This window comes from Pseudomonas sp. H2_A10, from assembly GCF_054680085.1.
Genome location: NZ_CP162821.1, coordinates 2,523,787 through 2,545,805 on the forward strand (window position 1 = coordinate 2,523,787; position 22,019 = coordinate 2,545,805).

Annotated in this window: 19 protein-coding genes; 12 read left to right on the top strand and 7 right to left on the bottom strand. The window is 61.7% G+C overall.

The genetic code is table 11. From position 1 onward, the window contains the following. Positions 1-8 precede the first annotated feature (8 nt). The 4 genes from hrpA to AB4O23_RS11800 all read left to right on the top strand — a co-directional run bounded on the left by hrpA (position 9) and on the right by AB4O23_RS11800 (position 6,294). The gene (hrpA, locus tag AB4O23_RS11785; protein WP_068938073.1) at positions 9-3,920 is read left to right on the top strand and encodes an ATP-dependent RNA helicase HrpA; all 3,912 of its coding nucleotides are present in this window, start codon (positions 9-11) and stop codon (positions 3,918-3,920) included. A gap of 267 nt (positions 3,921-4,187) precedes the next feature. Next, positions 4,188-5,309, top strand: coding sequence for a beta-ketoacyl-ACP synthase III (locus AB4O23_RS11790; protein WP_017527520.1), 1,122 nt, complete (start codon positions 4,188-4,190; stop codon positions 5,307-5,309). Positions 5,310-5,452: 143 nt separating this feature from the next. Then, positions 5,453-6,067 (top strand): RNA polymerase sigma factor, encoded by a 615-nt coding sequence (locus AB4O23_RS11795; RefSeq protein WP_017527521.1) that lies wholly within the window; start codon positions 5,453-5,455, stop codon positions 6,065-6,067. Next, complete coding sequence (locus tag AB4O23_RS11800; RefSeq protein ID WP_017527522.1) at positions 6,061-6,294, top strand: anti-sigma factor family protein; 234 nt, start codon at positions 6,061-6,063, stop codon at positions 6,292-6,294. Before AB4O23_RS11795 ends, AB4O23_RS11800 begins: the two co-directional genes overlap by 7 nt. 75 nt (positions 6,295-6,369) lie before the next feature. On the opposite strand, the gene AB4O23_RS11805 is transcribed toward AB4O23_RS11800, so the two are convergent. After that, positions 6,370-7,692: a putative porin gene (locus tag AB4O23_RS11805; RefSeq protein ID WP_017527523.1), complete on the bottom strand. Its 1,323-nt coding sequence runs from the start codon at positions 7,690-7,692 to the stop codon at positions 6,370-6,372. A 283-nt stretch (positions 7,693-7,975) separates the two neighbouring features. Here AB4O23_RS11805 and AB4O23_RS11810 point away from each other — a divergent pair, with 283 nt between their 5' ends. After that, entirely contained in the window at positions 7,976-9,100 is a 1,125-nt protein-coding gene (locus AB4O23_RS11810; RefSeq protein ID WP_065878147.1) for a GNAT family N-acetyltransferase, read from the top strand. 90 nt (positions 9,101-9,190) lie between these two features. Here AB4O23_RS11810 and AB4O23_RS11815 read toward each other — a convergent pair whose 3' ends face one another. The 4 genes from AB4O23_RS11815 to AB4O23_RS11830 form a co-directional block, all read right to left on the bottom strand. Beyond that, entirely contained in the window at positions 9,191-11,023 is a 1,833-nt protein-coding gene (locus AB4O23_RS11815) for an ABC transporter ATP-binding protein (RefSeq protein WP_017527525.1), read from the bottom strand. 82 nt (positions 11,024-11,105) lie between these two features. Continuing rightward, positions 11,106-11,669, bottom strand: coding sequence for a peptidylprolyl isomerase A (locus tag AB4O23_RS11820; RefSeq protein ID WP_017527526.1), 564 nt, complete (start codon positions 11,667-11,669; stop codon positions 11,106-11,108). 3 nt (positions 11,670-11,672) lie between these two features. After that, positions 11,673-12,476 (bottom strand): alpha/beta fold hydrolase, encoded by an 804-nt coding sequence (locus AB4O23_RS11825; protein ID WP_017527527.1) that lies wholly within the window; start codon positions 12,474-12,476, stop codon positions 11,673-11,675. Positions 12,477-12,490: 14 nt separating this feature from the next. Then, a complete protein-coding gene (locus tag AB4O23_RS11830) occupies positions 12,491-13,414 on the bottom strand; it encodes a LysR family transcriptional regulator (RefSeq protein ID WP_003175418.1) in 924 nt (307 codons plus the stop codon). A gap of 49 nt (positions 13,415-13,463) precedes the next feature. On the opposite strand from AB4O23_RS11830, the gene AB4O23_RS11835 reads away from it, so the two are divergent. The 3 genes from AB4O23_RS11835 to AB4O23_RS11845 all read left to right on the top strand — a co-directional run bounded on the left by AB4O23_RS11835 (position 13,464) and on the right by AB4O23_RS11845 (position 15,599). Continuing rightward, the gene (locus AB4O23_RS11835) at positions 13,464-13,778 is read left to right on the top strand and encodes a 3-phosphoglycerate kinase (protein WP_065878143.1); all 315 of its coding nucleotides are present in this window, start codon (positions 13,464-13,466) and stop codon (positions 13,776-13,778) included. A gap of 151 nt (positions 13,779-13,929) precedes the next feature. Further along, positions 13,930-14,529: an FMN-dependent NADH-azoreductase gene (locus tag AB4O23_RS11840; protein ID WP_460063291.1), complete on the top strand. Its 600-nt coding sequence runs from the start codon at positions 13,930-13,932 to the stop codon at positions 14,527-14,529. A 203-nt stretch (positions 14,530-14,732) separates the two neighbouring features. Further along, positions 14,733-15,599 (top strand): carboxylate/amino acid/amine transporter, encoded by an 867-nt coding sequence (locus AB4O23_RS11845; protein ID WP_017527531.1) that lies wholly within the window; start codon positions 14,733-14,735, stop codon positions 15,597-15,599. A 21-nt stretch (positions 15,600-15,620) separates the two neighbouring features. Here the strand turns inward: AB4O23_RS11845 and AB4O23_RS11850 are convergent, their stop codons facing one another. After that, complete coding sequence (locus AB4O23_RS11850) at positions 15,621-16,919, bottom strand: mechanosensitive ion channel family protein (RefSeq protein WP_017527532.1); 1,299 nt, start codon at positions 16,917-16,919, stop codon at positions 15,621-15,623. 193 nt (positions 16,920-17,112) lie between these two features. Here AB4O23_RS11850 and AB4O23_RS11855 point away from each other — a divergent pair, with 193 nt between their 5' ends. Continuing rightward, a complete protein-coding gene (locus AB4O23_RS11855; protein WP_003193110.1) occupies positions 17,113-18,459 on the top strand; it encodes a DEAD/DEAH box helicase in 1,347 nt (448 codons plus the stop codon). A gap of 50 nt (positions 18,460-18,509) precedes the next feature. Here the strand turns inward: AB4O23_RS11855 and AB4O23_RS11860 are convergent, their stop codons facing one another. Then, a complete protein-coding gene (locus AB4O23_RS11860) occupies positions 18,510-18,785 on the bottom strand; it encodes a hypothetical protein (RefSeq protein ID WP_116079374.1) in 276 nt (91 codons plus the stop codon). A gap of 152 nt (positions 18,786-18,937) precedes the next feature. Between AB4O23_RS11860 and AB4O23_RS11865 the strand changes: the two genes are divergently transcribed. From AB4O23_RS11865 to AB4O23_RS11875, 3 genes are all read left to right on the top strand, one after another. Beyond that, complete coding sequence (locus tag AB4O23_RS11865; RefSeq protein WP_017527534.1) at positions 18,938-19,327, top strand: hypothetical protein; 390 nt, start codon at positions 18,938-18,940, stop codon at positions 19,325-19,327. 124 nt (positions 19,328-19,451) lie between these two features. Continuing rightward, positions 19,452-21,164 carry a copper resistance system multicopper oxidase gene (locus AB4O23_RS11870; protein WP_135196182.1) on the top strand — a complete coding sequence of 571 codons (1,713 nt, stop codon included), beginning with the start codon at positions 19,452-19,454 and terminating at the stop codon, positions 21,162-21,164. Positions 21,165-21,174: 10 nt separating this feature from the next. Then, positions 21,175-21,993, top strand: coding sequence for a copper resistance protein B (locus tag AB4O23_RS11875; protein ID WP_065878134.1), 819 nt, complete (start codon positions 21,175-21,177; stop codon positions 21,991-21,993). The last annotated feature ends 26 nt before the right edge of the window (positions 21,994-22,019 follow it).

Sequence of the window (22,019 nt, forward strand, 5' to 3'; positions counted from 1 at the left end):
CGTACCTGATGACCGACCAAGCGCCCACTATCGACCAACTGCTCAAAAACCTCGATCACGCCATGCTCGCCGACCGCCACCGCTTGCGTCGGCAGTTGCTTGAGCTGCGCAAGAAACCCGACGAGGAGAAGCTGGCGCAGTGGGTCACGCGCCTGCAGGCTTCCTGCGCCCAGGTCACGGCGCGGCGCGCCAGCCTGCCGGTGATTCGCTACGACGACAGCCTGCCGATCGCGGCCAAGCGCGACGAGATCAAGACGGCGCTGCAAAAGCATCAGGTGCTGATCATTGCCGGCGAAACCGGCTCGGGTAAAACCACCCAGTTACCGAAAATCTGCCTGGAGATCGGCCGCGGCCAGTACGGCCTGATCGGTCACACCCAGCCACGCCGGATCGCCGCGCGCAGCGTCGCCAGCCGCGTGGCCGAAGAGCTGGCCACGCCGCTCGGGGCGTTGGTCGGCTATCAAGTACGCTTCGAAGACCAGAGCGACTCCAATACCCTGGTCAAGCTGATGACCGACGGCATCCTGCTGGCGGAAACCCAGAACGACCGCTACCTGGAACGCTACGACACGATCATTGTCGACGAAGCCCACGAACGCAGCCTGAACATCGACTTCCTGCTGGGTTACCTCAAGACCCTGCTACCGCGGCGCCCGGACCTGAAAGTCATCATCACCTCGGCGACCATCGACCTTGAACGGTTTTCCAAGCACTTCGACGATGCGCCGATTGTCGAGGTCTCGGGCCGCACCTTCCCGGTGGACACCTGGTATCGCCCGCTGACGCTGGAACAGGACGAGGAGGGCAACCGCGTCGAGGACGACTTGACCGTTGACCAGGCGATCCTCGCCACCCTCGACGAAATCGCCGCCTATGAGCGCAGCGAACGGCGCAGCCCCGGCGATGTGCTGGTGTTTTTGCCGGGTGAGCGCGAGATTCGCGACGCCGCCGAGATGCTGCGCAAGGCCCAGCTCAAGCACACCGAAATCCTGCCACTGTATGCGCGCCTGTCGCCGGCCGAGCAGCAGCGCATTTTCCAGTCCCACCCCGGCCGCCGGGTGGTGCTGGCGACCAACGTCGCGGAAACCTCGCTGACCGTGCCGGGCATTCGTTACGTGATCGACAGCGGCACCGCGCGCATCAGCCGCTACAGCTACCGTGCCAAGGTGCAGCGGCTGCCGATCGAGGCCATTTCCCAGGCCAGCGCCAACCAGCGTAAAGGCCGTTGTGGCCGGGTGGAGCCGGGCATCTGTATCCGCCTGTACAGCGAAGAAGATTTTATCGGCCGCCCGGAATTCACCGACCCGGAGATCCTGCGCACCAACCTGGCCGCCGTGATCCTGCAAATGCTGCACCTGCGCCTGGGCGAGATCACCGATTTCCCGTTTATCGAACCGCCGGATGGCAAGGCCATCAGCGACGGTTTCAACCTGCTGCAAGAGCTGTCGGCGGTCGACCGCAACAGCCAGCTCACGCCGCTGGGCCGTCAACTGGCGCGCCTGCCGGTGGACCCGCGCATGGGCCGCATGCTGCTCGAAGCCGCCAAGCTCGGCAGCTTGCAGGAAGTGCTGATCGTCGCCAGCGCGATGTCGATCCAGGACCCGCGCGAACGCCCGCCCGAGCGTCAACAGGCCGCCGACCAGGCCCACGCCCAATGGAAAGACCCGGACTCGGACTTCGCCGGGCTGGTCAACTTGTGGCGCGGCTTTGAAGAACAACGCCAGGCGCTCACCGCCAGCCCGCTGCGCAACTGGTGCCGCAAAAATTTCCTCAACTATTTGCGCCTGCGCGAATGGCGTGACTCCCATCGCCAGTTGAGCCTGATCTGCCGCGACATGCAGCTGGCCCTCAACAAAGAGCCGGCCGACTATCCGAAACTGCACAAGGCCGTGCTGGTGGGCCTGCTCAGCCAGATCGGCCAGAAGACCGAAGAGGGCGATTACCTCGGCGCGCGTCAGCGTCGCTTCTGGATTCACCCGTCATCGGGCATCGGCAAAAAACGCCCGCAATGGCTGATGACCGCCGAGCTGGTGGAAACCACCAAGCTCTATGCGCGCATGGTGGCCAAGATCGATGCCGACTGGATCGAGCCGTTGGCCGGGCACCTGATCAAGAAAAACCACTTCGAACCGCACTGGGAAAAAAAGCGCGGCCAAGTAGTGGCCTTCGAGCAGATCACCCTGTTCGGGCTGATTGTGGTCGGGCGCCGGCCGGTGCATTACGGGCCGATTGACCCGGTGGTGTCCCGCGAGCTGTTTATCCGCGAAGGCCTGGTGCGTGGCGAGATTCAGTCCCGCGCCAAGTGCCTCACGGCCAACCAGCAGTTGCTGGAGCAGCTCGACGAACTGGAAGCCAAGGCGCGCCGCCGCGACATCCTGGCCGACGAAGAAACCCTGTACGCCTTCTACGACGCGCGCTTGCCGGCGGAGATCCACCAGACCGCGACTTTTGACAGTTGGTACAAGGTCAACAGCCAGAAAGACCCGCAGTTGCTGATCATGCGTGAGGAAGATGTGCTGGCCCGCGAAGCCAGTGAAGTCACCGCCGCGCATTACCCGGACACCTTGCACCTGGGCGACCTGGCCCTGGCGCTCAGCTACCACTTCGAACCCAACCACCCGCGCGATGGCGTGACCTTGCGCGTGCCGGCGCCGCTGCTGCCGGCCTTGCCGCCGGAGCGCCTGGAATGGCTGGTACCGGGGTTGATCGAAGCCAAGTGCATTGCCTTGGTGCGCAACTTGCCCAAGGCCCTGCGCAAGAACTTCGTGCCGGTGCCGGACTTCATCAAAGCCGCGCTGCAACGCATCGAATTCGGCCAGGGCTCTTTGCCGCAGGCACTGGGCCGCGAACTGCTGCGCATGACCGGCGCGCGGGTCAGCGATGAAGCCTGGGCTGAAGCGGCGCAGCAGGTGGAAAACCACCTGAAGATGAACCTGGAAGTCGTCGACGCCCAGGGCAAGTTCCTCGGCGAAGGCCGTGACCTGGCCGAGCTGACCGCACGGTTCGCCGAAGCCAGCCAGGCCGCCCTGGCCGTGCCGCAAACCGCGAAGAGCCAGCAACCGGTGGAGGCCAAGGTGTTCGCCGCCGTGGCCGAGAAAACCCAGCAGAACATCGCCGGGCTGTCGATGACCGTGTATCCGGCGCTGGTGGAAGAAAACGGCACGGTCAAGGAAGGGCGTTTTTCCACCGCAGCCGAAGCCGAGTTTCAGCACCGCCGCGCCTTGCAGCGTCTGTTGATGCAGCAACTGGCGGAACCGGCCAAGTTCCTGCGCGGCAAATTGCCCGGCCTGACTGAGTTGGGCCTGATGTACCGCGAATTGGGGCGTATCGACGCGCTGGTGGAAGACATCCTGCTGGCCAGCCTCGACACCTGCGTGCTGGACGGCGAAGCCAGCCTGCCGCGTGATGGCGCGGGCCTGGCCGCCTTGGCCGAGCGCAAGCGTGGCAGTTGGACCGAGCATGCCGAACGCCTGGCGCGCTTGACCCTGGACGTGCTGAAACTCTGGCATGGCCTGCAAAAGCGCTTCAAAGGCAAGATCGACCTGGCCCAGGCCGTGGCGCTCAACGATATCAAGCAGCAGTTGAGCAACCTGGTGTACCCGGGTTTTGTGCGCGAAACCCCGGCACAGTGGCTCAAGGAGCTGCCGCGATACCTCAAGGCCATCGAACTGCGCCTGGAGAAACTGCCGGGCCAGGTGCAGAAGGATCGGGTGTGGAGCGGCGAACTCGGCGGGTTGTGGGCGCAGTACCAGAACCGTCTGAATAAACATACCCAGGAAGGCAAGCGCGACCCTCAGTTGGAGCTCTACCGCTGGTGGTTGGAGGAATATCGCGTGTCGTTGTTTGGCCAGCAATTGGGCACCAAGGTACCGATTTCCGACAAACGCTTGAGCAAGCAATGGGGCCAGGTAGAGCCCTGAAGCCTTGCTCGGTTTCCAGCACACAGCAGGTTCAAATGTGGGAGGGGGCTTGCTCCCACATTTAAAAGAGGCGCTTTTGAGAGAGGGCGCCAAATTCCTGGGTTTGTGGCAAACTTCGCCGCTATAAATCCCGGGATCGCCGCAAACGGCGGCGGCCCGATGGAATAAAGCATTGCCAGTTTGATGTCCGCCAGGCGGAATAAAACTACTTAAAGTTTGGTACGACGGTACCAATATCTTCTGCCTGACAGACATAGAGGAACGACCGTGCATAACGTCGTCATCAGCGGCACTGGCCTGTACACCCCTGCCAACAGCATCTCCAACGAAGAGCTGGTGCAGTCTTTCAATACCTATGTGCAACAGTTCAACCGCGACAACGCTGCCGCCATCGAGCGCGGGGACGTGCAGGCGCTGACCGAATCCAGCGCGGCGTTTATCGAGAAGGCATCCGGCATCAAGAGCCGCTTTGTGATGGACAAGGACGGCATCCTTGACCCGCAACGCATGACCCCGCGCCTGCCCGAGCGCAGCAATGACGAGTGGTCGGTACTCTGCCAGATGGCTATCGGCGCTGCCGAGCAAGCCTTGCAGCGCGCCGGCAAGACCGCCGCCGACATCGATGGCGTGATCGTCGCCTGTTCCAACCTGCAGCGTGCTTACCCGGCCATCGCCATCGAAGTCCAGGAAGCCCTGGGCATCGAAGGCTTCGGCTTTGACATGAACGTGGCGTGTTCCTCGGCCACGTTCGGCATCCAGAATGCCGCCAACAGCATCCAGCTGGGCCAGGCCCGGGCGATCTTGATGGTCAACCCGGAGGTCTGCACCGGTCACCTTAATTTCCGCGACCGCGACAGCCACTTCATCTTTGGCGATGCGGCCACGGCGGTCGTCCTCGAGCGCGCCGACCTGGCGACCTCCAAGCACCAGTTCGACGTGGTGAGCACCAAGCTGCTGACCAAGTTCTCCAATACCATCCGCAACAACTTCGGCTTCCTCAACCGCGCGGCGGAGGAAGGCATCGGCGCGCCGGACAAACTGTTCGTGCAGGAAGGCCGCAAAGTCTTCCGCGACGTGTGCCCGATGGTGGCCGAGCTGATCGGCGTGCATCTGGCGGAAAACCAGCTGGAGGTGGCTGATGTGAAGCGCTTCTGGCTGCACCAGGCCAACCTGAGCATGAACCACCTGATCGTGAAGAAGCTGCTGGGCCGCGAAGCTACCGTGGAAGAGGCCCCGGTGATTCTCGATACGTACGCCAATACCAGCTCGGCCGGTTCGGTGATTGCGTTTCACACTTATCAGGATGATCTGCCCAAGGGCGCGGTCGCGGTACTCAGCTCGTTTGGCGCGGGCTATTCAATCGGCAGCGTGATCCTGCGCAAGCGCTGAGAATGCGCTGGCGCGCGATCAACTGCGGGAGCGGGCTTGCGAAAGCGCTCGGCCAGTCACCGGATACTGTGGCTGACACGGCCCCTTCGCGAGCAAGCCCGCTCCCACATTGACCGTATTCCACGGCAAGATCGAGGTTAACGATGGCAGCAGTGGACGACACGCACCTGCTTGAACGTTTGCTCAAGGGTGAGCAGCGGGCCTACAAGGAATTGGTCGTCACCTACCAGAGCGCCATGCGCGCGGTGGCTTATGCGATTGTCGGCCAGCGCCATGCCGATGAAGTGGTGCAGGACGCCTGGCTGTCGGTGGTGCGCAACCTGGGCAAATTCGAAGGGCGCTCCAGCCTCAAGACCTGGCTGCTGACCATCACCGCCAACGCTGCCAAGGGCCGCTACAAACAGAATCGTCGCGAAGTGCTGCTCGACGATTTACCGTCGCCCCACGGCACCATCGGCGATGATCGCTTCAGCCCCGACGACGGTCACTGGGCTGTTGCCCCGTATGCCTGGCACCAGGACACCCCGGAAGCGCTGCTCACCGAAGACGAACTGCGCAAATGCCTGGAACATACGTTACTCAGTTTGTCGCAACTGCAAAGCAGCGTGCTGGTGCTGCGCGAGCGCCAGGGCCTGGAATTGGAAGAGATCTGTAATCTCCTGAGCCTCACGCTCTCCAATGTCCGTGTGCTGTTGCACCGAGCGCGGCTGAAAGTCTTCGCCACGGTGGAGCATTTTGAGGAAACGGGCGAATGTTGACCTGCAAGGAACAAGTGGCGCGATCCAGTGATTATCTCGATGGGCAATTGACCTTTCGCGAGCGTCTGCTGGTGCGTCATCACTTGATGTTCTGCCCGAACTGCCGCCGGTTTATTCGTCAGATGCGCCTGCTGCAGGCGACGCTGAAGATCATGCCGCAGGAGCCGGTGAAAGAGGCTGATGCCCTGGCGCAGCGGCTGGCGGCCGAGCGGCTCAAGGATCTGTAAGACGGTTGCAAATCAAAAACGGCAAGTGACGCGCTTCTCCTTGAAGCGTGCCGCTTGCCGCTTGACGCTGCTTGTTTAGAACTTGGCCTCGGCATCCAACTGCAAGGTATTGGCGTTGGCGTCACGCTGGGTGCGGCTGGCGAAATCCGCCTTGGTCAGGAAGTAGGTGGCGCCGACCGCGAAGTTCTTGTCGATGTCGTAACCCACTTTTAGCTTGTGCCCGCGCGAGCCGGTGGTGCCGTTGGCAAAGTCCGAGTCGGTGAAGGCACCCACCACGGCGTTACGTTGCGTATCGCGGTAGTTGTAGTCCAGGTTGAAACCGAACACCTTGGACTTGGCGCCCAGCAACCAGGCGGTGTCCTGATCGGTAGAGGCGTCGTTGTTTTTCACGTATTGGCCATACAGCGACAGCGGAACAGCCAGGCCGCCGATGTCCAGTTGGCTGAAACCTTCGTACAGGCGGAACTCTTCGTTGGCCGAGTTACCGTTGACCGCCAGGGCGCATGGCGTGGTGGTCGTGGTGCAGCGGCTGTCCTCATCGTTCTGGTAGGCGTACACGCTGCCGCCCACGGTCAGTTTGAGGTTGTCGGTCAGCGCGAAGCGCGAACCCAGTTGGCCGGCCGTCAGGCGCAGGTCGTGACGGAACTGCACGCCGTCGCCGTCCACGTTGTCCTTGAGGTTGTAGTTGCCGATGCTGCCGAACACCTCGGCGCTGCCACCCAATGGGTACTTGTAGGTCAGGGCCAGGCCTTCCGGGTTGATATCGCTATCCCAGATCACGTCGCCCATGTTGACCCAGGGTTGCAGCATCTTGCCGCCGATCACGTGCAGGTTCTTGATCTGGTCGGGGTGGTAGTCGATATAGCCCAGGTCCAGCCAGATCGACTTCTTGTCGAAGTAACCATCCTGGTCCTGGTTGGTGGAACGCGCATCGTCGCCGCCGCCGGTGGCGATACGAATACCGGTGTCCACTTGCGGGTTGATTTCGGTGTAGGCGCCCAGGCGGGCACGAATACGCTGACGGTCCTTGTCGCGCCCGCCGTTGTTGGGTTCGCCATCGATCTTGATGGTTTCCTGACGGAACCGCACATCACCCTTGAACTGCGTCTTGGCGGCCCAGGCCAGCTTCTGGTCGAAGCTGCTCAGCTCGTTGGTTTTTTTCGCGGTGGCCGCGATCTGTTCGTTGGTCTCTTGTTGAGCTTGCCGTGCGATCTGCTGTTCTTTCTGGTCTTTGGCCAACTCACTTTGCAGTTCGGTGTACTGCGCAGCGGTAATCTGGCCGTTGGCCTTGAGCATGTCGAGCAATTTAGCGTCGACTGCGGCGCTGGCCGGAACGCTCAGGGCCAGTAACAGGCCGCCGCACAGGGCCGCCGCAGTTTTAGTGGAAGCAAGACGCATATCAATCTCCGAAAGTGAGGAGGGATGGCAAACCATCCAGGACACAACCGACCGATGACGGACGGAAAAATAGCCGCCTGCTAGAACCAGGCGCTCTAAAAACAGGCGTCAGTATCGCGAGGGTTTATGACGCAGCAGTGGCGAAGTGATGTCATCTACATGACAAATCACTCAGCCTTGGAACTAATGGTTTAGAGCCTTGTCGTGCGATTTGAAGGTGTGCCAGGCCCGCCGATAAGCGATACTCGCCAGGCTTTCACGCCCTGAAGTAGTGAGGATGCCGATGCCGCTGCAACGCCTGGACAGCCTGTCCGAAATCGACCCGCAGGTGTGGGACGCCCTCGCGCCGCAGGCCCAGCCTTTTGTGCGGCATGCGTTCCTGAGCGCACTGGAAGACAGCGCCAGCCTGGGCCCGCAATCGGGCTGGCGACCCGAGCATTTGCTGCACTGGGAGGGTGATCGGCTGGTGGCGGCACTGCCGGGTTATCGCAAGTGGCATTCCTACGGTGAGTATGTGTTCGACCATGGCTGGGCCGACGCCTGTGCGCGGGCGGGTATCGACTACTACCCCAAGCTGCTCACGGCCGTGCCCTTCAGCCCGGTCAGCGGGCCACGGCTATTGGCCGCCAACGCCGAGGATGGCTTTGAACTGCTCAACAGCCTGCCGGGTTATCTGGAAATCGAAGGGCTTAGCAGTGCGCACGTCAATTTCACCGATGCGTTGGCCGATGAGGCGCTGGCCCGGCAACCGGGCTGGATGCAGCGCCTGGGCTGCCAGTTTCATTGGCAGAACCGTGGTTATCGCGACTTCCAGGATTTCCTCGACGCCCTCAGTTCACGCAAGCGCAAGCAGATGCGTAAAGAACGTGAACAAGTGGCGGGGCAGGGCATCGATTTCGAATGGTTGCAAGGTGGTGAACTGAGCGAGGCGCAGTGGGATTTTGTCTACGCCTGCTATGCCAACACCTACGCGGTACGCCGCCAGGCCCCGTACCTGACCCGCGCGTTTTTCAGTCTGCTGGCCGAACGCATGCCCCAGGCCATCCGCGTGGTACTGGCCAAGCAAGGCCCGCGGCCCGTTGCCATGGCCTTCAGCCTGATCGGGGGTGACAGTTTTTATGGTCGCTACTGGGGCTGCCTGGCGGAATTCGATCGCCTGCATTTCGAAACCTGTTTTTACCAGGGCATGGACTACGCCATCGCTCAGGGCCTGCAACGCTTCGACGCCGGCGCCCAGGGCGAGCACAAACTGATTCGCGGGTTCGAACCGGTGATCACCCGTTCCTGGCACTACCTGCGTCATCCGGGGTTGAAGAATGCCGTGGAGGACTTCCTCGAGCGCGAGCGGGTGGGGATTGTGGCCTATGCCGAAGAGGCGAGGGCGGCCCTGCCTTATCGGCAGGCGTGAGTCGTCCCGATAGCACTAACCCGTCAACGCACTGTTGACTGCCCCAGCGCTATCGGGAGCAAGCCCGCTGTGGTAGAGGCGGGGCAGTATTCAATCGATACCCACAAACCCCCCGGTCTGGTGCTGCCACAACCGGGCATACAGCCCCTTATGCGCCAGCAGCTCGGCATGGCTGCCACTTTCGGCAATCTGGCCTTTTTCCAGCACCACCAGGCGATCCATCCGCGCAATGGTCGACAAGCGGTGCGCAATCGCGATTACCGTCTTGCCTTGCATCAGGGTCTCCAGGCTTTCCTGGATCGCCGACTCGACTTCCGAGTCGAGCGCCGAGGTGGCTTCGTCCATGATCAGGATCGGCGCGTCCTTGAGCAGTACGCGGGCGATAGCGATGCGCTGGCGTTGCCCGCCCGACAGTTTCACCCCGCGTTCGCCCACGTGGGCATCCAGCCCGGTGCGGCCTTCGGCGTCCGACAGCAGCGGGATGAACTCATCGGCGCGGGCCTTGTGCACGGCGGCCCAGAGTTCTTCGTCGGTGGCGTCGGGCTTGCCGTACAGCAGGTTGTCGCGGATCGAGCGGTGCAGCAATGAGGTGTCCTGGGTGATCATGCCGATCCGCTCGCGCAGGGACTCCTGGGCCACCTCGGCGATGTTCTGGCCGTCGATCAGAATGCGCCCGCCTTGCAGGTCATAGAGGCGCAGCAGCAGGTTGACCAGGGTCGACTTGCCCGCCCCCGACGGGCCGATAAGGCCGATTTTTTCGCCGGCCTTGATCTCAAGGTTCAAGTTGCCAATGATCCCGCTGCGTTTGCCGTAGTGAAAATCCACCTGTTCAAAACGCACTTCGCCGTGGGGCACGCTCAGGCGTGGGGCGTTGTCGCGGTCGACCACCGCCAATGGTTGGGCGATGGTCTTGAGGCCGTCCTGCACGATGCCGATGTTTTCGAAAATGCCGTTGACCACCCACATGATCCAGCCGGACATATTGACGATGCGAATCACCAGGCCCGTGGCCAGCGCGATGGCGCCTACGGAGATCAGCGATTGCGTCCACAGCCACAGGGCCAGGCCGGTGGTGGTGACGATCAGCAGACCGTTCAGCACGGTGATCACCGCATCCATGCTGGTGAGCACGCGTGCCGCCAGCTGGGTTTTTTCGGTTTGCTCAATGATCGCTTCCTTGGCGTATTCCTGCTCATTCTGCGTATGGGCGAACAGCTTCAAGGTGGTGATGTTGGTGTAGCCGTCGACGATGCGGCCCATGAGTTTGGAGCGCGCTTCGGAAGAAATCACCGAGCGTTCCTTGACCCTTGGCACGAAGTAACGCAAAGCCAGGCAGTAGCAAATGATCCAGGTGATCAGCGGGATCATCAGCCGCCAGTCGGCCTCGGCAAACAACACCAGCGAAGTGATGGCGTAGATCGATACATGCCAGATGGCCTCCGCGGTTGCCACCGCAGAGTCACGCAGGGCGTTGCCGGTTTGCATGATGCGCTGGGCAATGCGCCCGGCGAAATCATTCTGGAAGAAATTCAAGCTCTGCTTGAGCACGTAGCTGTGGTTCTGCCAGCGGATCTGGCTGGTCATGCCGGGGTTGATGGTCTGGTGCACCAGCAGATCATGCAGGCTGTTGAAAATCGGCCGCAGCAGCAGGGCGACCACGGCCATCCAGATCAGCTCGGCGCTGTGCACTTGGAAGAAGTTGGCGGGCGGTGTGCCCTGGGCCAGGTCGATAATGCGGCTCAGGTAGCTGAACAGCGCGACTTCGATCAATGCGCCGACCAGCCCCACCACGAGCAGCGCGGCAAAGCACGGCCACACCTGGCGCAGGTAGTAGAGGTAGAAGGGCAGGACTTTATCGGGCGGGGCGGCGCTGGGGGCGTCGCGGAAAATATCGATCAGTTGTTCAAAACGACGATAGAGCATTAGGGTTGACGCCCGCCGGGCGGGCTCTCCTTTCAAATGCGCGCGCAGCCTTGTGGGCTACGCGCGAAGCTTCCTGCAAACCTCAGTCGATGCGCTTGGCCGACTTGATGATCACAGGATCGATTGGCACGTTTTGCATGCCCTGCTTGGTGGTGGTCTGGGAGTTGACGATGATGTCGACCACGTCCATGCCCTTGACCACTTTGGCGAACACGGCATAACCGGCATCGCGACCTGGGTCGAGGAAGGCATTGTCGGCCACGTTGATGAAGAACTGGCTGGTGGCCGAATCCGGGTTCGAGGTGCGGGCCATCGACAGTGTGCCGCGCACGTTATGCAGGCCGTTGCTGGCTTCGTTCTTGATCGGCGCTTCGGTCGGCTTTTGCGACATCTGCTGGGTGAAGCCGCCGCCCTGGACCATGAAGCCTGGGATCACCCGGTGGAAAATCGTGTTGGTGTAGAAGCCCTTGTCGACATAGGCCAGGAAGTTCTTGGTACTGATCGGGGCCTTCACCGGGTCCAGTTCGATTTCAATCTGGCCGTTGGTGGTGTCGAGCAAAACGTGCGGCGCCTTGGCCGGCTCAGCCGCCATCAGGTTGGCAGCGAACAAGGCGGAACCGGCAAAGAAGGCGATTTTTTTCAGCATGGGTCAGTGATCCTGGGTAGTGGTGTCGACGGTCGTTAGAAAGTCGAGCAGGGTAGCGTTAAAGACTTCGGGTTGATCCAAGGGCGTGGCGTGACGGGAATCCTCGATCACCACCAGTCGCGCATCGGGCAGCAGTTTTACATAGATTTCTTTCTGGGCCACGGGGGTGTAGTCGTGGTCGGCGCTGATGACCAGGGTTGGACAGGTAATCCGCCAAAGTCGTTCCTGCACACCCCAGCCCACAATCGCATCGAAGCTGGCGAGATAAGCACGTTTGTCGTTTTTTGCCCAGCGTTCGGCCATCTTGCGGCGCAGGTCGGCCTGCTCCGGTTTGGGAAATAATCGGTCACCCAGCGCCTTGCCGATGGTGCTCAGGCTGAGTACGCGGGCCAGGGTCCGGCGCTTGGCCCATTGCCAATAATCATCGGCGCTGCGCACTTTTACCTCGGGGGCACTGTTGACGATGCACAGGCTCCTGACCAGGGCGGGTTGGTCCACGGCCAACTGAAACGCGATCATGCCGCCCATGGACAGGCCCACTACATGGGCGGGCGGCAGGTTCAAGTGGTCGAACAGTGCCAGCAGGTCATGGGCAAACCCCTGGATGCTGTAGCGCTCGCGGGGTTTGTCGGAGCGCCCGTGGCCGCGAACGTCGACCACGACCAGGCGGTAGTGCCTGGCCAGTACCGGCACTTGCAGTTCCCAGTCCTGGCTGCTGGAGCCGAGGCCGTGGATCAGCAGCAGCGGGGTGCCGTGGCCGTATTCCTCGTAGTGCAGGCTGCAGTCGTCGTGGTCGAACCAGGCCATGCATGAACTCCGTCTCAGGCTTGCCGGGGGGCGGCGAAAGGTGCGTCCAGCGGGGCCGTGTCAAAAGTGCGCAGCAACTCCACCAGGATCTGCGTTGCGGGCCCCAAGGGTTTGTCTTTGTTTGAGTACAGGTAGAACGTAGGGTGGCGGCTGCCACCCTGCTCCAAGGGTAGTTGCTTGAGCACGCCCTCGGCGAGTTCGCGCTCGATCATGTGCCGGGGCAACCAGGCAAAGCCCAGGCCGCTGCCGACGAAGGATGCCGCGGTGGCCAGGCTGCCGACGGTCCAGCGCTGCTCGGCGCCGAGCCAGCCCACATCGCGGGGTTGCTGGCGGCCGGAGTCGCGGATCACCACTTGCATCTGGCTTTCCAGGTCCTGGAAGCTCAGCTCGCGATTCATGCGGTGCAGGGCGTGCTCGGGATGGGCCACGGCGACGAATTCCACGTCGCTCATTTCCGTGCCCAGGTAACCGGGGATGCTGAAGCCGCAGATCGCCAGGTCGGCCACGCCCTCGATCAGCAGTTCCTCGACGCCCGACAACACCTCTTCACGCAGGCGCACGCGGCAGCCACGGCTCTGCGGCATAAAAGCGCTGAGCGCACGTACCAGGCGTGCGTTAGGGTAGGCGGCATCGACCACCAGCCGCACTTCGGCTTCCCAGCCCTGTTCCATATGGTGGGCGAGGTCTTCCAGTTGGCTGGCGTTTTTGACTAACTGCCGGGAGCGCCTCAATAGCACTTCGCCGGCATCGGTCAGCACCGCCTTGCGCCCATCGATGCGCAGCAGTGGCACGCCGAGCTGGTCTTGCATGCGGGCCACGGTGTAGCTCACCGAGGACTGCGAACGGTGCAGCGCTTCGGCCGCCTGGGCGAAGCCGCCATGGTCGACCACGGCTTGCAGCGTGCGCCATTGATCGAGGGTAACGCGGGGCGCTTTCAAGATAGGTTCCTCTTGTCCTAAGCTGGCGGTCCTTATTGGAGACTGCCGAATGAGAAAATTCTGTTGTGTGTTGCTGGCGCTGCTGCCGATGAGCGCGTTCGCCTACCCCATCGACGTGACCAAAAAGATCGATGGCGTGAGCGTGGACTACACCGCCTCCGATGTGGACGGCGACATCAGTTCGATTCAACTCAATAACTACGGCACCCGAGACGCGGTGTGCTCGGTAACCTTCACCAACGGCCCGGAAGCGCCGCGACGTCGCACGGTCACGGTACCGGCGGGCAAAAGCACCAACACCACGGTGAAGTTCAACCGCGCCATTATCAAGATGCGTATTGCCCTGGCTTGCGCGCCGAAATAAAGCGGCAGCGGAGCATGCCCACAGGAATACTCCGCTTATCAACAAATTTCTAGATGGGTTGCAGCAGTTTTTTGCGCTTTTTTATCGAATGAGCCTTGGTTAATCTTTTCTCCATCGACTTACAGCAGTTTCAGATGGAGCCTACGAAGCCATGTCCAACGTTCTGATCATCGAAAGCAGCGCCCGCCAAACGGATTCGATCTCCCGCCAATTGACCCGGCAGTTCATCAGCCAATGGCAGGCCGCCCACCCGGCGGATCGGATCACCGTGCGTGACGTGGCCCGTGAACCGGTGCCGCACCTGGACGCCAACTTGCTCGGCGGCTGGATGAAACCGGCGGAGCAGCGCAACGACGACGAACAGATTTCTCTGGACCGCTCCAACGAGTTGACCGACGAACTGCTGGCCGCCGACGTGCTGGTCATGGCTGCACCGATGTACAACTTCGCCATCCCGAGCACCTTGAAAGCCTGGCTGGACCACGTGTTGCGGGCCGGCGTGACCTTCAAGTACACCGCGACCGGACCGCAGGGTTTGCTGACCGGCAAGCGCGCCATTGTGCTCACCGCTCGCGGCGGCATTCATGCCGGCGCCAGCTCCGATCACCAGGAACCGTACCTGCGCCAGGTCATGGCCTTTATCGGGATTCACGATGTGACTTTCATCCATGCCGAAGGGGTGAACCTGAGCGGTGACTTCCAGGAGAAGGGCATCAATCACGCCAAGGCGCTGATCGCCCAGGTGGCGTGATCCTTTAATCGTCACGTAATCGCCCGGTGTTTATATCGCTTCACGCAAACCCTTCAAGTACGCGTATCGAACCTCCCTTTGCACTTGTTGCTCCTGAGTGCTCCTGCCCGACTGACGCTTTAGCGAGGTCGGGTTTTTTTTGCCCCGAGTTTCTTCACATCCCGAAAACCTTTAATGTCGCGCCCATTCAAAACGAGGCGCGCATGGGCTATCTACTGGTTGTCACCCTGATACAGGCTTTTTCCTTCAGCTTGATCGGCGAATACCTCGCCGGCCACGTCGACAGCTACTTCGCGGTGCTGGTGCGTGTGGTACTGGCCGGGCTGGTGTTTATCCCGCTGACACGCTGGCGCTCGGTGGAGCCTGCGTTCATGCGCGGCATGCTGGTGATCGGCGCCCTGCAGTTCGGTGTGACCTACGTGTGCCTGTACCTGAGCTTTCGTGTGCTCACGGTGCCGGAGGTGTTGCTGTTCACCATTCTTACGCCGTTACACGTGACCTTGATCGAAGATGCCCTCAACCGACGCTTCAACCCGTGGGCGCTGGTCGCCGCACTGGTGGCGGTGGCGGGCGCGGCGGTGATTCGTTTCGACCAGATTACCCCGCACTTCCTGATGGGCTTTTTGCTGCTGCAACTGGCCAACTTCACCTACGCCGCCGGGCAAGTGATGTACAAGCACCTGGTGGCGCGTTATCCGAGTGACCTGCCGCATTACCGGCGTTTCGGCTACTTCTACCTCGGCGCCTTGTTGGTGGTGCTGCCGGCATTCCTGTTGTTCGCCAAGGCCGATTTCCTGCCGCAAGCGCCGCTGCAATGGGGTGTGCTGGTGTTCCTGGGCCTGGTCAGCACCGCGCTCGGCATGTATTGGTGGAACAAAGGCGCGTGCCTGGTGCATGGCGGCACGCTGGCAGTGATGAATAACCTGCATGTGCCGGTGGGGTTGTTGCTGAACTTGCTGATCTGGAACCAGCACGAGCCGCTGGGGCGTTTGGCATTGGGCGGGTTGGTGATTCTGGGGGCGGTGTGGATCAGTCGGTTGGGTGTGCGCAAAGCCCCGACCCGCGCCTGAGCACACCGCTGAGCCGAGGCGTTATATAGCGCGGTGTTCGGTGGTCGGCAAGTGGCTGGCCCCCACCACCGCCGGCAACATCCCCGCGCGTAAGTCATTGCCACTCGGCTGCTGATATAAGCTCAAGCCGAACTCCGGCAGCACCGCCAGCAGGTAATCGAAGATATCGCCCTGGATGCGCTCGTAATCGGCCCACGCCGTGGTGCGGGTAAAGCAGTAGATCTCCAGCGGCACCCCCTGGGCGGTGGTTTGCATCTGGCGCACCATGCACGTCATGTTCGGCTGGATGTCCGGATGGCTTTTCAGATAAGCCAGGGCGTAGGCGCGGAAGGTGCCGAGGTTGGTCATGCGCCGGCGGTTGGCCGACAGTTGCGCGGTGTTGCCCTGGGCCTCGTTCCAGGCCTTGAGCTCGGCCTGTTTGCGGCTGATGTAGTCGGTGAGCAGGCGAACCTGGGTCATGCGGACTTCTTCATCGTCATGCAAAAAGCGTACGCCGCTGGCGTCGATGTACAGGCTGCGCTTGATCCGGCGGCCGCCCGAGGCCTGCATGCCGCGCCAGTTCTTGAACGACTCGGACATCAGTCGCCACGTGGGAATGGAGACGATGGTCTTGTCGAAATTCTGCACCTTGACCGTGTGCAGGGTGATGTCCACCACATCGCCGTCGGCGCCGACCTGGGGCATTTCGATCCAGTCGCCCACGCGCAGCATGTCGTTGCTGGTGAGCTGCACACTGGCGACGAACGAGAGCAGGGTGTCCTTGTACACCAACAGAATTACCGCCGACATCGCACCCAGGCCCGAGAGCAGCAACAGCGGCGAACGATCGATCAGGGTGGCGACGATGATGATCGCGCCAAACACGAACAGCACCATCTTCGCCAATTGCACGTAGCCCTTGATCGAGCGGGTACGCGCGTGTTCGGTGCGTGCGTAGATGTCCAGCAGGGCATTGAGCAGGGCGCTCATCGCCAACACCAGGAACAGAATGGACAGGGCCAGCGCAACATTGCCGATAAACAGGATGGCGGTCTTACTCAGGGCCGGCACCAGGTACAGGCCGAACTGGATCACCAGCGACGGCGTCATCTGCGCCAGGCGGTGGAAGACTTTGTTGTGCCGAAGGTCATTGAGCCAGTGCAGCGCCGGTTGCCGGCCGAGCAGTTTGACGGCGTGGAGGATGAGGTAACGCGCCACCCGTCCGAGTAACAGGGCGACGACCAGCAACACCAGAAAACCCAGGCTGGCATGCAGCATCGGGTGTTCGTCGAGGGCGCCCCAGAGGTCTTGGACGTTGAGCCAGAGCTGTTTGATATCCATGGGTGAAACCGATTCTTCTGTTAAGACAAGATGGGGCGATTAGAGCATTTAAGTGCTGCAAAGTTGACCTTGCGTATAAATTCCATGACAAAAATCAGCTGTTTAGCCCCGTGCGCGTAAAGAAACTCGGTTTGGACGCCCGAAACCGTTACCCTATGCAGCTGATATTTTGTATTTCTTCGAGGTAGCACCCGTGTTTTCCCAATTCGCCCTGCACGAACGCCTGCTCAAAGCCGTGGCCGAGCTTAAATTTGTCGAGCCTACGCCTGTGCAAGCAGCGGCCATCCCGCTCGCGCTTCAAGGGCGTGACCTGCGGGTGACGGCTCAAACCGGTAGCGGCAAGACCGCCGCGTTCGTCCTGCCGGTCCTGAACCGTTTGATTGGCCCGGCCAAGGTCCGCGTCAGCATCAAGACCCTGATTCTGCTGCCGACCCGCGAGTTGGCCCAGCAGACCCTCAAGGAAGTCGAGCGCTTCTCGCAGTTCACGTTCATCAAGTCCGGCATTATCACCGGCGGCGAAGACTTCAAGGTCCAGGCGGCCATGCTGCGCAAGGTGCCGGACATCCTCATCGGCACCCCGGGCCGCATGATCGAGCAACTCAACGCCGGCAACCTTGACCTCAAGGAAGTCGAAGTGCTGGTGCTGGACGAAGCCGACCGCATGCTCGACATGGGCTTTGCCGACGACGTGCAGCGCCTGGTCGGCGAATGCGTCAACCGTCAGCAGACCATGCTGTTCTCCGCCACCACCGGCGGTTCGACCCTGCGCGACATGGTCGCCAAGGTGCTGAACAACCCTGAGCACTTGCAGGTCAACAACGTCAGCGACCTGAACGCGACCACGCGTCAGCAGATCGTCACTGCCGACCATAACGTGCACAAAGAGCAGATCCTCAACTGGCTGTTGGCCAACGAGACCTATCAGAAGGCCATCGTGTTCACCAACACCCGCGCGGCGGCCGACCGCATCTACGGTCGCCTGGTGGCCCAGGAATACAAGGCGTTCGTGCTGCACGGCGAAAAAGACCAGAAGGACCGCAAGCTGGCCATCGACCGCCTCAAGGCCGGTGGCGTGAAGATTCTGGTCGCCACCGACGTCGCTGCCCGCGGTCTGGACGTGGACGGCCTGGATCTGGTGATCAACTTCGACATGCCGCGCAGCGGCGACGAATACGTGCACCGTATCGGCCGTACCGGGCGTGCCGGCAACGATGGCCTGGCCATCTCGCTGATCTGCCACGGCGACTGGAACCTGATGTCGAGCATCGAGCGCTACCTCAAGCAGTCGTTCGAGCGCCGTACCATCAAGGAAGTCAAAGGCACCTACACCGGGCCGAAAAAGGTCAAGGCCTCGGGCAAGGCAGTTGGGGTGAAGAAGAAAAAGACCGACGCCAAGGGTGACAAGAAGAAAACCGGCGCCAAGTCGCCGACCAAGCGCAAGATCGCCAACCGGCCGAAGACCGACAACCTGTCGCTCGTCAGCAAGGACGGCATGGCCCCGCTCAAGCGCCGCAAGCCAGAAGCACCCGCTGCCGAGTAAGGCGCCGGCTGCTGTGAAAAAAACCGGACATTGTCCGGTTTTTTTTGCCTTCAGTTTTTGGCCTTGGCGGCGGCTTCTTTCAGCTCTTTGAGGCGTGCGTCGATCAACTGGCACTTATCGGGCAATCGCGCGCTTTCGGTGTCCAGGTCCATTTTTTGTAGCTCGGCATTCATCTCCTTGGCCTGGGTCGGGTTTTGCTCGGTCAAACGGGTGACTTCCTTGGCCAGCGCTTCACGCTTGGCCGTGGCTTCTTCGGGCGTGCAGGCCCAGGCGGGCAGGGCGGTAAGCAGGGCGGTGGCGATGGCCAGGATTTTCAGGGTGCTCATGGTTCGGACCTCCTTGGTAATGATGTGCGGTTGAGGGGGCGAACGTCTGGAAAGTTCAGAGAAGTGACGCTCGTCCGTTTGGCTGAACGGCTGCCGACGCGGTGTGTCACTCCTTATGACGGGCTACTTTTTCGCCTGCAGGAGGAATCAGGATGACGACTTACAACTGGGATTTGATCGAACGTCTGCTGCATGAAGTGCAGAACGGCGAAGGCAGCTTTGCCCCACGCAAATACGCCGAACAGGAAGCAGCGGATAAGGCCACGGCAGGCGAGGACACCGGCAACCTGGATGCGCTGAAGAAGACCGCCGCCGATTACGAGGCGTTGCTGTTCAAGCGCGGTTTTATCGAATCACGCCCGGAGGAAGAGGGCGGCAATGGCGAGAATTTCATTTTGACGGCGCTGGGCGCGCAATTGCTGGCGCTGATCGACAGTTCCATTCCGGGCAATGACCACCCGCGCCAGGTGCTGGACGAGCAAGCGGATGCGCTGGACCCAGCGACATTTGCCGACGTGGCCTCCAAGGCCCAGATCGCCTGACCTCATCACGCGCCGGCACCCGCCTGGCCGGCGCGAAACTGTCGGATCGGTAATCTGCCGCTAAGGTTGCTGACAGCCGGCGCCGCCTAATCTGCTGCCATTCAACTCATGGACTTGAATCGGCATGCATTCCACTACCTCCAGACGCACTTTCGTCAAAGGCCTGGCCGCCGGCGGCCTGTTGGGCGGGCTCGGGCTTTGGCGCCCCCCGGTGTGGGCGCTGACCAGCCCCGGCCAGCCGACGGTGCTGGCGGGCACTGAATTTGATGTGTTCATCGGCCAGACCGTCGTCAACCTTACCGGCCAGGCGCGCACCGCGTTGACCATCAACGGCAGCCTGCCCGGCCCGCTGTTGCGCTGGCGCGAAGGCGACACCGTGACCCTGCGCGTAAAAAACCAGTTGGCCGCGCCTACCTCGATTCACTGGCACGGGATTGTGCTGCCTTCGACCATGGACGGCGTGCCAGGGCTGAGCTTCAAGGGCATCGAGCCGGGCGGCGTGTTTGTCTATCAGTTCACGCTCAAGCAGCACGGCACCTACTGGTACCACAGCCATTCGGGGTTCCAGGAGCAACAGGGCGTGTACGGCCCTTTGGTGATCGACCCCAGGGAGCCCGAGCCTTACACCTATCAGCGCGATTACGTGGTGATGCTGTCGGACTGGACCGACGAAGACCCGGTGGCCCTGATGAAGACCCTCAAAAAGCAGTCCGATTACTACAACCTGCACAAACCTACCGTGGGTGATTTTGCGCGCGATGTGGGCAAGCAGGGCTGGTCGGCCACCGTTGCCGACCGCTGGATGTGGGCGCAGATGAAGATGAACCCCACCGACCTTGCCGACGTCAGCGGCCAAACCTACACCTACCTGCTCAACGGCCAGCCGCCCGGTCGGAACTGGACCGGGCTGTTTCAGGCCGGGGAGACGATTCGCCTGCGCTTTATCAATGGCTCGGCGATGACCTATTTCGATGTGCGCATTCCGGGCCTGAAAATGACCGTCATCGCCGCCGACGGCCAGCCGGTGACGCCGGTCAGCGTGGATGAGTTGCGCATCGCGGTCGCCGAAACCTTTGATGTGCTGGTGGAGCCCACGGCCGAGGCTTACACCTTGTTTGCCCAATCGATGGACCGCACCGGCTATGCCCGAGGCACCCTGGCCCGGCGGGCCGGCGCGGTGGCCCCGGTGCCGCCGCTCGACCCACGTGTCTGGCTGAGCATGCAAGACATGAGCATGGGCGGCATGGACCACGGCGCCATGGCGGATATGCCCGCAATGGAAGGCATGGACCACAGCATGGGCGCGATGCCGATGCAGGCGCACCCGGCCAGCGAGGCAAACAACCCGCTGGTGGACATGCAGGCCATGAACCCGCTGCCCAAGCTCGACGACCCGGGTATCGGCCTGCGCGACAACGGCCGGCGGGTGCTGACCTACGCCGACCTGCGCAGCACGTTCGAGGACCCTGATGGCCGTGATCCCACGCGTACCATCGAGTTACACCTCACCGGGCATATGGAGAAGTTCGCCTGGTCATTCAATGGTGTGAAGTTTTCCGATGCCGAGCCTCTGCAACTCACCTATGGCGAGCGCGTGCGGCTGGTACTGGTCAACGACACCATGATGAGTCACCCGATCCACTTGCATGGCCTGTGGAGCGACCTGGAGGACGAGAACGGCCAGTTCCAGGTGCGCAAACACACCATTGATATGCCGCCGGGGTCGCGCCGCAGTTACCGCGTGACCGCCGATGCCTTGGGCCGCTGGGCCTATCACTGCCACCTGCTGTACCACATGGAAATGGGCATGTTCCGTGAAGTGCGCGTGCATGAATAAGGAAGCGAATATGAGCCACCGGGTTTTAGCGGTTTGCATGGCGCTGGTGTTCAGTTCGCTGGCGACCGCCGAAGAAGAGTTCCAGGGGATGAGCCCCGCAGTGCCGGCGTTGACCGAAAGCCGCACGCCGATCCCGGTGCTGACCGACGCGGACCGCGCGGCGGTGTACAACGAGCCGGGCGGGCACAACGTGCATGACAGTGCCGTGCATTCGATGCTGCTGTTCAACCAGTTGGAATGGCAGGGCGGTGAAGGCAGTGGGGCGCTGAATTGGGACGTCAAGGGCTGGGTCGGCGGTGACGTCGACCGCCTGTGGCTGCGCAGCGAAGGCGAGCGCAGCGCCGGGCGTACCGACAGCGCCGAAGCCCAGGCGTTGTGGGGGCATGCGATCAGCCCATGGTGGGATGTGGTGGGTGGCGTGCGCCAGGACTTCAAGCCCGATGACAGCCAAACCTGGGCCGCGTTCGGTGTGCAGGGCATGGCGCTGTACAACGTCGAAGCCGAGGCGACGCTGTTTGTCGGCGAGTCGGGACGCACCGCCGCGCGGCTGGAAGGGGATTACGACGTCCTGCTGACCAATCGCCTGATTCTGCAGCCGACCGCCGAACTCAACTTTTATGCGCAAAACGATCCGCAGCGTGGCGTGGGGGCGGGCTTGTCGCAGAGCGAACTGGGCCTGCGCTTGCGTTACGAAATACGCCGGGAGTTTGCGCCTTACGTGGGTGTCAGCTGGAACCGCACCTATGGCCAGACGGCGCACTACGCCCGGGAAGAAGACGAAGACATCAGCCAATGGCGCTGGGTCGTCGGTGTGCGCCTGTGGTTTTGAGCTTTTTCTTATACCTATAACTCGCC

Bases quoted from the DNA above. Each gene is read 5' to 3' on its own strand.
- AB4O23_RS11870 (WP_135196182.1), top strand. From the start codon at position 19,452: ATGCATTCCACTACCTCCAGACGCACTTTCGTCAAAGGCCTGGCCGCC.
- AB4O23_RS11810 (WP_065878147.1), top strand. From the start codon at position 7,976: ATGCCGCTGCAACGCCTGGACAGCCTGTCCGAAATCGACCCGCAGGTG.
- AB4O23_RS11875 (WP_065878134.1), top strand. From the start codon at position 21,175: ATGAGCCACCGGGTTTTAGCGGTTTGCATGGCGCTGGTGTTCAGTTCG.
- AB4O23_RS11845 (WP_017527531.1), top strand. From the start codon at position 14,733: ATGGGCTATCTACTGGTTGTCACCCTGATACAGGCTTTTTCCTTCAGC.
- AB4O23_RS11865 (WP_017527534.1), top strand. From the start codon at position 18,938: ATGACGACTTACAACTGGGATTTGATCGAACGTCTGCTGCATGAAGTG.
- AB4O23_RS11825 (WP_017527527.1), bottom strand. From the start codon at position 12,476: ATGGCCTGGTTCGACCACGACGACTGCAGCCTGCACTACGAGGAATAC.
- AB4O23_RS11850 (WP_017527532.1), bottom strand. From the start codon at position 16,919: ATGGATATCAAACAGCTCTGGCTCAACGTCCAAGACCTCTGGGGCGCC.
- AB4O23_RS11835 (WP_065878143.1), top strand. From the start codon at position 13,464: ATGAGAAAATTCTGTTGTGTGTTGCTGGCGCTGCTGCCGATGAGCGCG.
- AB4O23_RS11840 (WP_460063291.1), top strand. From the start codon at position 13,930: ATGTCCAACGTTCTGATCATCGAAAGCAGCGCCCGCCAAACGGATTCG.
- AB4O23_RS11820 (WP_017527526.1), bottom strand. From the start codon at position 11,669: ATGCTGAAAAAAATCGCCTTCTTTGCCGGTTCCGCCTTGTTCGCTGCC.
- AB4O23_RS11805 (WP_017527523.1), bottom strand. From the start codon at position 7,692: ATGCGTCTTGCTTCCACTAAAACTGCGGCGGCCCTGTGCGGCGGCCTG.
- AB4O23_RS11815 (WP_017527525.1), bottom strand. From the start codon at position 11,023: ATGCTCTATCGTCGTTTTGAACAACTGATCGATATTTTCCGCGACGCC.
- hrpA (WP_068938073.1), top strand. From the start codon at position 9: ATGACCGACCAAGCGCCCACTATCGACCAACTGCTCAAAAACCTCGAT.
- AB4O23_RS11795 (WP_017527521.1), top strand. From the start codon at position 5,453: ATGGCAGCAGTGGACGACACGCACCTGCTTGAACGTTTGCTCAAGGGT.
- AB4O23_RS11860 (WP_116079374.1), bottom strand. From the start codon at position 18,785: ATGAGCACCCTGAAAATCCTGGCCATCGCCACCGCCCTGCTTACCGCC.
- AB4O23_RS11800 (WP_017527522.1), top strand. From the start codon at position 6,061: ATGTTGACCTGCAAGGAACAAGTGGCGCGATCCAGTGATTATCTCGAT.